This window comes from Nonomuraea sp. 10N515B, assembly GCF_052245915.1.
In the GTDB taxonomy this organism is placed as follows: Bacteria; Actinomycetota; Actinomycetes; order Streptosporangiales; family Streptosporangiaceae; genus Nonomuraea.
This window is the reverse complement of the sequence record NZ_JBQQBQ010000009.1, coordinates 302,010-313,374: the sequence shown is the minus strand read 5'-3', so window position 1 is coordinate 313,374 and position 11,365 is coordinate 302,010. Positions and strand designations below refer to the sequence as shown.

At 70.0% G+C, this 11,365-nt stretch carries 9 protein-coding genes and 1 pseudogene; 7 read left to right on the top strand and 3 right to left on the bottom strand.

Annotation, left to right across the window (positions count from 1 at the left end):
* The 3 genes and pseudogenes from ACTWQA_RS16660 to ACTWQA_RS16650 all read left to right on the top strand — a co-directional run.
* Positions 1-290: pseudogene (locus ACTWQA_RS16660) on the top strand (cation:proton antiporter); the annotation flags it as partial.
* The gene (locus tag ACTWQA_RS16655) at positions 287-1,648 is read left to right on the top strand and encodes a TrkH family potassium uptake protein (protein ID WP_443160116.1); all 1,362 of its coding nucleotides are present in this window, start codon (positions 287-289) and stop codon (positions 1,646-1,648) included. The pseudogene ACTWQA_RS16660 and the gene ACTWQA_RS16655, both read left to right, overlap by 4 nt.
* Entirely contained in the window at positions 1,641-1,847 is a 207-nt protein-coding gene (locus ACTWQA_RS16650) for an NAD-binding protein (protein WP_443160115.1), read from the top strand. The genes ACTWQA_RS16655 and ACTWQA_RS16650 overlap by 8 nt, the downstream gene beginning before the upstream one ends.
* A gap of 61 nt (positions 1,848-1,908) precedes the next feature.
* On the opposite strand, the gene ACTWQA_RS16645 is transcribed toward ACTWQA_RS16650, so the two are convergent.
* Entirely contained in the window at positions 1,909-3,501 is a 1,593-nt protein-coding gene (locus tag ACTWQA_RS16645) for an ABC transporter permease (protein WP_443160114.1), read from the bottom strand.
* A complete protein-coding gene (locus ACTWQA_RS16640) occupies positions 3,498-4,391 on the bottom strand; it encodes an ATP-binding cassette domain-containing protein (RefSeq protein WP_443160113.1) in 894 nt (297 codons plus the stop codon). Before ACTWQA_RS16640 ends, ACTWQA_RS16645 begins: the two co-directional genes overlap by 4 nt.
* Positions 4,392-4,559: 168 nt before the next feature.
* On the opposite strand from ACTWQA_RS16640, the gene ACTWQA_RS16635 reads away from it, so the two are divergent.
* From ACTWQA_RS16635 to ACTWQA_RS16625, 3 genes are all read left to right on the top strand, one after another.
* Positions 4,560-5,186: a TetR/AcrR family transcriptional regulator gene (locus tag ACTWQA_RS16635; protein ID WP_443160112.1), complete on the top strand. Its 627-nt coding sequence runs from the start codon at positions 4,560-4,562 to the stop codon at positions 5,184-5,186.
* Entirely contained in the window at positions 5,183-8,023 is a 2,841-nt protein-coding gene (locus tag ACTWQA_RS16630; RefSeq protein WP_443160111.1) for a CocE/NonD family hydrolase, read from the top strand. The genes ACTWQA_RS16635 and ACTWQA_RS16630 overlap by 4 nt, the downstream gene beginning before the upstream one ends.
* Positions 8,024-8,239: 216 nt before the next feature.
* On the top strand, positions 8,240-9,283 hold the full coding sequence (locus ACTWQA_RS16625; protein WP_443160110.1) for a PP2C family protein-serine/threonine phosphatase: 1,044 nt from the start codon (positions 8,240-8,242) through the stop codon (positions 9,281-9,283).
* Positions 9,284-9,899: 616 nt separating this feature from the next.
* Here the strand turns inward: ACTWQA_RS16625 and ACTWQA_RS16620 are convergent.
* Complete coding sequence (locus ACTWQA_RS16620) at positions 9,900-10,349, bottom strand: GbsR/MarR family transcriptional regulator (protein ID WP_443160109.1); 450 nt, start codon at positions 10,347-10,349, stop codon at positions 9,900-9,902.
* A gap of 50 nt (positions 10,350-10,399) precedes the next feature.
* On the opposite strand from ACTWQA_RS16620, the gene ACTWQA_RS16615 reads away from it, so the two are divergent.
* Positions 10,400-11,260, top strand: coding sequence for an SDR family NAD(P)-dependent oxidoreductase (locus tag ACTWQA_RS16615; RefSeq protein ID WP_443160108.1), 861 nt, complete (start codon positions 10,400-10,402; stop codon positions 11,258-11,260).
* The last annotated feature ends 105 nt before the right edge of the window (positions 11,261-11,365 follow it).

Below are 11,365 nucleotides of genomic sequence, written 5' to 3'. Positions count from 1 at the left end.
TGTCCTTCCTGCGCTCCGGGCTGTCGGTGCGCGAGCAGGCGGCGGTGGCCTGGTTCGGGCCCAAGGGGTTCGCCTCGGTGGTGTACGGGCTGATCGTGCTGGCCTCCGGCATCGCCGCCGCGCAGGACGTCTTCCAACTCGTCGCGGTCACCATCGTGCTGTCGATCCTGCTGCACTCCTCCACCGATATCGTCATCGCCCGCGGCTTCGACGACGATCGTGAAGTCCCGGCCTGGTTCGGCATCGCGCGCCGGCTCCACAGACGATCTCATGGGGGTTCCACATCGTGAAGCTGCGGGCACGGCGGGCAACATCCTTCCTCAACCGATTCCAGCATCCGGCGCAGGTGATCGCGACCGGCTTCGGGGCCGCGATACTGCTGGGCACCGCGCTATTGTCATCGCCGCTGGCCACTGCCTCGGGTGAGCCGGCCGGTTGGATCACGGCCCTGTTCACCGCGACGTCGGCCGTGTGCGTGACCGGCCTGGTCGTGGTGGACACAGCGGGACACTGGTCGGTGTTCGGCGAGGTGGTGATCGCCGTCTTGATCCAGGTCGGCGGGCTGGGCATCATGACGCTGGCCACGCTGTTCACCGTGCTGGTGGCCGGGCGGCTCGGCCTGCGCGCGCGGATGTTCGCCCAGGCCGAGACCAAGACGCTGAGCATGTCCGACGTGCGGCGGGTCGTGCGCAACGTGGTGCTGTTCAGCCTGGTCTGCGAGGCTGTGATAGCCGTGGTGCTCACCGCCCGTTTCATGATCGGATACGGCGAGCCGTTCGGGCGAGCCGTGTATATCGGTGGCTTCCATGCGGTGTCGGCGTTCAACAACGCCGGGTTCGCCCTGTGGCCGGACAGCTTGATGAGGTTCGCCACCGACCCGTGGATTTGCCTGCCGGTCGCGGGCGCGGTGATCGTGGGCGGGCTGGGATTCCCGGTGGTGTTCGAGCTGGTCCGTTCCTGGCGCCACCCAAGCCGCTGGACGGTTCTTGCCCGCGTCACGGTGGGCGTGACGCTCGTCTTGCTAGTGGTCGGCACGCTGATCTTCCTGGCCACCGAGTGGCGCAATCCCGCAACCTTGGGCAAGCTGGATGACCCTGGCAAGCTGCTGGCCGCCTTCTTCACCGCCGTCATGCCACGCACGGCCGGGTTCAACAGCCTGGACATCGGGCAGATGTATCCCACCAGCCTGCTAGCCACCGACGTGCTGATGTTCATCGGCGGCGGCAGCGCCAGCACCGCGGGCGGGGTCAAGGTCACCACGTTCGGGCTGCTGGCCTTTATCATCTGGGCCGAGATGCGCGGCGAACCCCGTGTCAACGTCGGCCATCGGCGTTTGGCCGAAAGCGCGCAGCGGCAGGTCGTCTCGATCGCCGTGATCAGCGTCGGTCTGGTCGTGGTGGCCACCTACGTGCTGCTGGCGTTGACCCCGCACAGTCTGGACCAGGTGCTGTTCGAGGTGGTCTCCGCGTTCGGGACGGTCGGGCTGTCCACCGGGATCACCGCCGATGCCACGCCCGCCGGGCACCTGCTGCTGGTGCTGCTCATGTTCATCGGCCGGATCGGCCCGCTGACCCTGGGCTCGGCGCTCGCACTGAAGGAGCGTGCCCGCCGCTACGAACTACCCGAGGAGCGTGTGATCGTTGGTTGACAAGAAGAGCGACGCGGTCGTGGTGATCGGGCTGGGCCGGTTCGGCAGTGCGCTGGCGCTGGAGCTCATCCGGCGCGGCATCGAGGTGCTGGCCATCGACCATCGGCCCAAGGCGGTGCAGAGTCTGACCGGGCAGATCACCACGATCGGCTCCAGCCCGAGCCGTTCTGCCAGTCGGCCGGAGCCGAGCACCAGGTGATCGGCGGCGAAGGCCAGCACGGCCAGCCCCAGCGCGCTGAGGGCGATCAGGAGCGGCACGGTCAGTCTCCTCGCAGGTCACGCCGCTGGAAGGCGGCGATGCCGGTCAGCGAGAGTGCCGCGGTGACCGCGCCCAGCCACAGCAGCGGGCTCACATCCACCGGCTGGCCCAGGGAGTGCGGGATGTGTGCGAAGGGGGACAGGCCGGTGATCCAGTCGTCGAGTTGGAGCAGTTCGCCGAGCTGCCCGAGCAGGGCGAAGGTCACCAGCGCGGCCCAGGCGAGCGCGGTCAGCCGGGGCAGCAGCCCGAACAGGAGCATCGCGATCCCGGCCAGCGTCCACGTGGCGGGTACCTGGACCAGCGCCGCGCCCAGCAGTCGGACGGCCTGGCGGGCCGGTTCGCCGATCCGGAGTCCGTGGGCGAGCCCGGCTGCCAGTCCGCCTGCGGCGAGAATCAGCGCGCTGCCGCCCAACGCGACGGTCAGGTGGCTTGCCGTCCAGCGTCGGCGGGCCACGGAGGCGGCGAGGATGGGTTCGGCCCGGATCGCGGATTCCTCGCCCTGCAGCCGTAGTGTGGCCTGGACGGCGTAACCGCCGGCGACCATGCTCAGCAGGCCCAGCTCGGCGGCCAGGAACGTGTCGATCAGCGCGGTGGCGCCGCCGCCGATCTGTGCCAACAGTTCGGCCAGTTGCGGGTTGTCGCGCACGATGTCGCCGACGCTGTGCGCGAGCGCGCCGAACATCGCGCCCACGACGGCGAAGCCGATCGTCCAGCTGAGCAGGCCGCCGCGTTGCAGCCGCCAGGCCAGCGCCAGCGGGCTCCTGAGAGAGGCGGCGGCGTCCGGCGGGCCCAGGCGGGCCGGCAGGAGTCCGGCGCCGAGGTCCCGTCGCCTGGCCAGCAGCGCTGCCCCTGCTACCAGCACCAAGCCGGTTGCGGCGAACAGGGCGGCCACCCACCAGCGCTCGCCGGCGAACGCCCGCATGCGCTGCGCCCAGCCCAGCGGCGACAGCCAGGCGAGCGTTTCCACCTTCGCGGCGTCGCCGAGCGCGCGCAGGAGGAAGGCCAGGCCGAGGGCCGCGGCGGCGATGCCGTTGGCGGTGCGGGCGTGCTCGGTGAGCTGCGCGGCCAGCATGGCGACGCCGGTGAACGTCCAGCCGGCGCCGCCCACGGCCAGGCCGAACGCCAGTGCGCCCGTTGCCGGCAGGCCCTGCCCGGCCAGGGCGAGCGTGAGGAGAAGCACGATGAGCAGGTTCGCGCCGCCGGCGACGAGCACCGCCGAGGTCAGGGTCGCGTGGCGGCCGACCGCGCAGGCGCCGACCAGCTCCGCCCGGCCGGTCTCCTCTTCTGCGCGGGTGTGCCGGGTCACCACGATGATGCTCATCAAAGCGGCCAGCACTGAGGCCATGGTGGTGGTCCGCCAGGCGGTGAGCCCGCCGATCGACGTCGCGTCGAAGACAGGTCCGGTGAGCGCTTGCAGCGCGGGGGCGGAGCCGATGGTGACGCCGAGGGCGATGCGCTGGGCGGCCTGCGGGTACAGCTCGGCGATGGCCGAGGCGCTGGCGGCGATGACGCCGGTGATGACGAGGATCCAGACGGGCAGCAGGACGCGGTCGCGGCGCAGCGCCAGCCGCACCAGCGTCAGCGTGCCCGTCACGCCGCGACCTGGTAGTGCCGCAGGAACAGCTCCTCCAGCGTGGCGGGCTGGCACGTCAGCTCGCGGACGCCAGAGTCGGTGAGCAGGCGCAGCGCGCTCGGGAGATGTTCGGCGTCCACCTGGAAACGGACCCGGGAGTCGTTGACGGCCAGGTCGTGCACGCCCGCCAGCACGGTCAGGCCGTCGGGGATGTGGTCGAGCTCGGCGGTGATCGAGGTGCGGGTGAGGTGGCGCAGCTGGGCCAGCGTGCCGGTCTCGACCGCCCGCCCGTCGCGGATGATGGTGACCTGGTCGCACAGGGCCTCGACCTCGGACAGGATGTGGCTGGACAGCAGCACCGTGCGGCCGTTGTTCCGCTCTTCGCGGATGGTCTCGCGGAAGCCCGCCTCCATCAGCGGGTCCAGGCCCGAGGTCGGCTCGTCGAGGAGCAACAGTTCGACGTTCGAGGACAGAGCGGCGATCAGGGCCACCTTTTGGCGGTTGCCCTTGGAGTAGGCGCGGCCCTTGCGGGTGGGGTCGAGGTCGAAGCGTTCGAGCAGGGCCGCCTTGCGCCGCCGATCGAGGCCGCCACGCAGCCGTCCGAGCAGGTCGATGGCCTCCCCGCCGGACAGCGTCGGCCACAGCACGACGTCGCCGGGCACGTACGCCAGCCGCCGGTGTAGCTCGACCGCGTCCCGCCAGGGGTTCCCGCCGAGCAGCTCGGCGTGGCCGGAGTCGGCCCGTATCAGGCCGAGCAGGATGCGCAGCGTGGTGGTCTTGCCCGAGCCGTTCGGGCCGAGGAAGCCGTGCACCTCGCCGACGTGGACGGTCAGGTCGAGCCCGTCAAGGGCGCGGACTTTGCCGTAGCGCTTGGTCAGGCCGCTGATGAAGACGGCAGGGCTGCTCGCCATGGGGGCGCCTCTCTGATGCCGGTCCGATATGACGTTTGCCGACCAGGCTTCCCGGCGCTCCACGATCGACGGTAACAGTGCGGGCTCGGCTCGGCCAGAGGTCTCTTGGCGAATTCCTGACGATCCCGTCCTTGCCAAGCGATTGACCATTTGGTTAGCCTGCTGACCATGCGGTCAGACAAGGACGACCTGACGGCGCGTGCCAGGATCAGGAACGCCGCGTTGGAGTTGTTCGGCGCCGAGGGCGTCAACCGGGTGACGTTGCGGGCGGTCGCCGCCCGCGCCGGGGTGTCGCATGCTCTGGTGCTGCACCATTTCGGCACCAAGGAGGGGCTGCGCAAGGAGTGCGACGACTACGTGATGTCGCTGGTACGCGGTGGTCCCGAGGTGGATCTGGAGGACGCGGCAGGGCTGGGCGCGGTGCTGGAGGCCGGCACGCCGGTGCGCCGCTATCTGGCTCGCGCCTTTCTCGACGGTACCCCGGACGCGGCTGCTCTGTTCGACGAGATCGTCGAGGCGACCGAGCGGTGGCTGGAGCAGGGCGTCGGTGAGGGGCGGGTGCGGGCCAGCGAGGATCCGCGGGCCCGCGCGGCGATCTACGTGACGTGGCTGCTCGCGCCGCTGGCCTTCGGCGAGCACCTGTCCAGGGTGCTGGGTGTGGGCGACCTGCACGAGACGGACGCCACGTTGCAGTACTCCAGGGCGGCGATCGAGATCTTCACGCATGGCGTGTTCGCCGACGACCGTGCCCTGACGGCCTGGGACGCGGTGAAGAAGGAACGGCGGTCGCGATGAGGGTGCTCATCCTCACGCACGGGACCCGCGGCGACGTCCAGCCGTACGCGGGGCTGGCCCTGGCGCTGCGGCGGGCCGGGCACCAGGTGGTGCTGGGCGCACCCGTGGCGATGGCCTCTCTCGCGCACCCGTACGGGATCGACTTCGCGCCGCTGCACGACGGGCCGAACACGCTCATCGACGACCCCGACATCCGCCAGGCCATCGAGACCAACTACCGCGGCCTGCGTGGCAAGCGAGTCGCCCTGCAGGTGATGCGCCGCAGCAAACCGCTCATGGCCAAAGTGTTCGACGACATGGCGACCGTGGCCGAGGTGGGGGCCGACCTGGTGGTGCACGCGCCCGGCATCCCGGCCCAGCACTTCGCCGAGCGGCTGGGCGTGCCCGCGGTCCCCGCCGCGCTGCAGCCGGTGTGGGTGCCGACCGCCGCCTTCCGCAACCCGATGTTGCCGCTGCCGCTGCCCAAGGCGCTCAACCGCGCCTCCTACCTGCCGATCAAGCTGATGCTGCGCTCCTTCGGCGGCATCGCCGACGATCTGCGCAAGCGGCGGCTGGGCCTGCCACGGCGGCGCGGGCGCCACGACATCCTCCGTCGCCCGGACGGCAGTCCGGCCACCGTGCTGCAGGGCTTCAGCCGGCACGTGCTCCCGAACCACCTGGACTACCCGGACTGGGTGCACACCACCGGCTTCTGGTATCTACCCGCCCCGTCCGACTGGAGTCCATCCGCTGACTTGGCCGCCTTCCTGGAGGCCGGGGACGCGCCGGTCTACATCGGATTCGGCAGCATGGCGGGCACCGACCCACGGCGGGTCGGCCGCATCGTGGCCGCGGCCGTACGGCGGGCCGGCGTGCGGGCGGTGCTCGCCTCCGGATGGGGCGGCCTGCAGGTGAGCGACCTGCCCGACACCGTCTTTCAGCTCGACCAGGCGCCACACGACTGGCTGTTCCCGCGCATGGCCGCGATCGTCCACCACGGCGGCAGCGGCACCACGGGCGCCGCGCTGGCCGCCGGACGGCCATACGTGGTTTGCCCGTTCGTCGCCGATCAGCCCTTCTGGGCGGCGCGCATGCACGCGGCCGGCGTCGCCCCCGCCGCCGCAGCCGCAGCGCCACCTCACCCCGGACGGGCTCGCCGCCGCCATCCGCCAGACCACCGGCCCGGCCATGGCGCGTGCCGCCGAAGACCTGGGCCACCGCATCCGCGCCGAGAACGGTGTCGGCCGCGCCATCAAGATCCTGGAGTCCCTGCCATGAGCATCGCCGGCCGCATCCTGGCCCGCCAGGCCAAACTCCCGCCTGCCGAGACCCGCACCGTCACGGTCGACAGAGACCTGCCGATCACCATGCCCGACGGCGTGACCCTGTTGGCCGACCACTACGCGCCACAGGAACTCGGCGAGCGGCCCACGGTCATGATCCGCTCGGTCTACACCGACCGCACGAAAGGCTCCTTCGTTGCCAAGCTGATCGCCGAGCGGGGCTTTCACGTACTGATCGTCAGCGGCCGGGGAACCTGTGGGTCAGGCGGCACAATCGACCCGTTCGCCAGCGAACGCGAGGACGGGCTGGCCGTGCTGGACTGGCTGAAGCGGCAGCCGTGGTTCAACGGCGTGCTCGGCACCACCGGCGCCAGCTACCTCGGCTTCACCCAGTGGGCCATCGCCGACGCGGCCGGGCCGACGCTCCAGGCCATGTCCACCCAGCTGACCAGCTCTGACTTTCGGAGCATGATCTATCCGGGCGACGCACTCTCGCTGGAGATCTTCCTGGGCTGGGCATATGTGGTCCACCACCAGGAACGCCCACTGCTGTCGTACCTGGCTGCCCTGGTGCGCGGCACCCGCCGGCGCACGGCGGCGGCACGGCACCTCCCGCTCGCCGAGGCCGACGAGATCGCGCTGGGCGCGGTGGCGCCGCACTGGCGAGAATGGCTCGACCATGAGCGGGCCGACGACCCCTGGTGGACGCGCAGCGACCACAGCGGCAGAGTTGCGGCGGTGACCGCGCCGAATCACCTGGTCGGCGGCTGGCGCGACTTCATGCTGCCCGCCCTCATCCGCGACTACCAGGAACTGCATCGCGCGGGGCGGAAGCCGTACCTGACGATTGGTCCGTGGCACCACTGGGACACTCAGGCATCACTCACGAGCGTCCGCGAAGGACTCCTGTGGCTTCGAGCGCACCTGCTCGGGGACCGGACCGGGCTGCGCGACAAACCTGTCCGCATCCACCTCGACGGCGCCGGCGAGTGGCTCGACCTCGACAGCTATCCACCGCCCGACGTCCAGCCGCGGCCATGGCATCTACAGCCCGGCGGCGGGCTCGCCAGCGCCGCGCCGCCAGAGTCCCAGTCTGACCGCCTCACCTACGATCCGGCCGACCCTACCCCCGATCCCGAACTGCCCCCGCGGCTCATGGGCATCAAACGGGCACACGGCGACCGAGTGTTACGCGACCGCACCGACGTGCTCACCTACACCAGCGAGCCGCTGGAGGCCGATCTCGATGCCATCGGCGTCCCTCGGGCGATACTGCACGTCTCATCCGACGCCGCGAGCGCCGACTTCTACGTGCGAATCTGCGATGTGGCACCGTCCGGCAAGGCCACGTACGTGACCGACGGGCTCCGGCGGCTCACCCCCGTACCCGCATGCGCCGAGGTCGAGCTCTGGCCGATCGCGTATCGGATCCGACGCGGGCACCGCATTCGCGTGCAGATCACCGCAGGCGCGTTCCCGCGTTGGGACCGCAACCCCGCCGCCGGCACGCGTCTGCTCCACCACGACCCTGTACGGCCCTCAGCCGTCGCGCTCCCCATCTTGGCGCCTCATTAGCCAGAGCGTGTGGCTGCTGCTAACTGGCTCTGTCCACCTCGGCGACGTCGGCGACGCGGTGGGGGAGTTCCTGCGGCTTGGCAACCGGCTGCCGCGGGAGCCACGGGGTTGTTACAGTAACTGCGGTGCGCCGGGAAGTCTGGTCGGCAGATCATTTTGCCGACCTGTCTGGAGACGCCTGTGCGGAGCCGGGAGTACGCGAGAGGAATCCGGCTGGTGCACTCCCTGACGACCGCCTTGCCGTTCGTCATGATGGGCACCGTAACGGCCGTGGATCTCCTGGCCGGGCCGCAATACGGCTACCTGTCCCTCTTGGCGCTCGGGCCCGCGTTCGCGTGCCTGGTCGGCGGCGCTCTCCGGACCGTGCTCATCGGAGGCATGGCGCTGGTTCTCTCGCTGCTCCTAGGCCTGTATGACGAACTGCTCGGGTCACGGCAAAGCGACCTCAATCTCATCTCCATCGCCGGTGTGACGGTGGCGGGAGTGCTGGTCACCCTCGGGAGGCAGCGGCGGGAGCGGGAACTGGCCAGCGTACGGTCGGTCGCCGAGGTGGCTCAGCGGGTGCCGCTGCGGCCGGTGCCGCGCCGCGCCGGCAACATGCGCGCCGCCGTCTCCTACACCTCGGCCAACGCCGAGGCCCGGATCGGCGGCGACCTGTACGAGGTGGTCATCGGCCCAGGCGGGGTGCGTGTGATCGTTGGTGACGTGCAGGGCAAGGGACTCGAAGCCGTGGAGACGGCAGCCACGGTGCTCGGCGCCTTCCGCGAGGCAGCCCAGGACGAAGCAGACCTGCTCGGCGTCAGCGAACGGCTGGAACGTTCGCTGAATCGCCGCCTGTCGGGCGAGGAATTCGTCACCGCGATCTTGGCTGAAACCGCTGCCGACGGCAGGCTGACGCTGCTCAACTACGGCCACCCGCCACCGTTGCTCGTGCCCTTCGACGGGGACGCGGTCTTCGCCGAGCCGGAGGACAACGCCCCACCGCTCGGCCTGCCCGGGCTGGAGGTGGAGGGGCCGCAGCCTTACCAGGTGCCCTTCCGGCCCGGCGACCAGATCCTGCTCTACACCGACGGAGTAATCGAGGCACGCGACCGCGATAATGCCTTCTATCCGCTCCTGGAGCGCTCGTTCCTGTTGGAGGGCGACGATCCGGAGGCGGCGCTGGAGAAACTACGCCTCGACCTGATGGCGTACGTCGATGGGCCGTTGCACGACGATGCCGCCATGCTTCTGTTGCGCTGCAACGAGCCTTCCCCCTGACACCCAGCCGCCTCGATACCGTCGAACATCCTGCACGGCCATCGTCGGCGGACGATCTCAGTCGGGCCATGGACGTCAGCGGATTACCCTTGGGCCAGAAACCGGCGACCCCGACGAACCCGAGGCCGAGCGCAACCTGCTGCGCCACCAGCACGAGAACGGAACGCGTCATGCGCCGACGATGGGTTTCCTGCCGGTTCAACACGATGAGAGCGGACAAGGGCGCATCAGGTTGTTCTGCCGGAGGGACTCCTCCTGCTGTGCTGCCCTGCAGATAGCGCGGGCCTGCCTCCACCGGCCATTGCCCCAGCTTGGTGATGAAGGAGCGAGGTGGGGGGTGTGCGACAGTGGCCGGGCACAACCGCCTGACTTGTACGGCGAGCGGCCACCCAGGACGGTGTGCGGTGCAACGTGTCCAGCGGAGAGCCCGAACGGCGGTAACCGTCCAGCGAGACCGCGTAGCGACGCGCGGCCCTGCGCGCCCTGCCGGCCGTGTCCCTGGACACTCCCCGGCCATGGTCGGCGACCCGCACGGAGGTCGGGGCCTCACCGAGGCGCTCGCTCAGGTGGGAGTCGCACAACCATCGTTCCGCGTGAGCAGCAGCGACCTCGGCCGTTAGTGGCGCTCTCGATCCCATTGGTCGAGGAGCTTGGGGAACTCGCGGCCCATGAAGCCGTACATGTCGCGCATCAGCTCCAGCCTGGCCCGGCTTTTGAGGTTGTCGCCGACTACGGCCAGCCCTTGCTCGGCGAGCTGCGCGAACGCGGTGAACTCGGTCATCTTCGCTCGGAATGCGCGTCCGAAGACGTCTTCGGTCAGCCGGTAGTGATCGCGGCGCCCCCGGGGTGGGCGGAAGCGCTCGACGAGCCCGGCCCGTTCGAGCTGCCCCAGGGCGACGCTCATGCTGCTCTTGGCCACTCCGAGCTGCTCGCACAGCCCCGGGGCGTCGGCGGAATCGCCCGGATCGACCAGGAGCACGCCGACGACCCGGCCTGCCGTACGGCTGAGCCCCAAACGCTCGAAGTACAGCCCGGCACTTTCCACGAACTCCTCAACACTGGCCACGTACAGATTCTAGTTTGTTCGGATCGTTCCGAACAGACTAGAATCATCGCATGCTGTCCATCGCCATCACCGGCGCCAACTCCGGAATCGGCCTGCGCGCCGCCCGCACCCTCGCCGCCGCAGGCCACCACGTGCTGGCACTGTGCCGGGACCCCGAGCGAGGCCGCGCCGCGCTGGCCGACATCAACGCCCACGCCGTGCACCCGGCAAGTCTGATCCAGGCCGACCTGTCGATACCCGACTCCATCGAGGCCGCCGCCAACCGGCTCGCACAGACCGTCGGCCACCTCGACGTGCTCATCAACAACTCCGCCGTCTTCGACCAAACGATCCGCGAGCCTGTCTTCACGGCGGACGGGCATGAACTGTTCTGGGCTACCAACCACCTGGGCCCGTTCCTGCTCACCGCCAGACTCAGCCCACTGCTCGCCACTGCGGACAAGCCTCGCGTGATCAACATCGCCAGCAAAGGGCTGCTCTCGACGCCCCGCATCCGGATCCGCTTCGACCAACTCGACGATCCGAGCTGGTTCAGCCCCACCCGCGCCTACTACCACGCCAAACTCGCCCAGATCATGACCACCTTCTCCCTGGCCGAGAAAGCCAAAGGACAGGTGGATGCGACCTGCGTACGCGTACCTGCTGTACGTCTGGACCCAGATCGGGTGGCGGCCATGCCATGGTTGCTGCGCACTTTGTACGCTCCCAAGAACCGTATGGCCGTCCCCGCCGAACGCCTCGGCGAGACCTACGCCCGCCTGGCCACGTGGGACGGGAACCTGCCCGGGCCGTACGTGGATGAAGACCTCCGCCCGTCCCGCGCCCCGGCCTTCGCCTACGATGAGGCCGCCCGCGAACGGCTGTGGTCCGTGTCCCAGGCCGCAACCGGCAACCCCACCTGGGCCTGGTGATTGTAGAGGCGGGTCATGAATACTTCCTGGCCATGCTGCGGGGCCCGGCGGGCGTCGGGAAGTCAACCCTGGCCAGGGCGATTCGGAGCCTGCTGGCAATCGCTT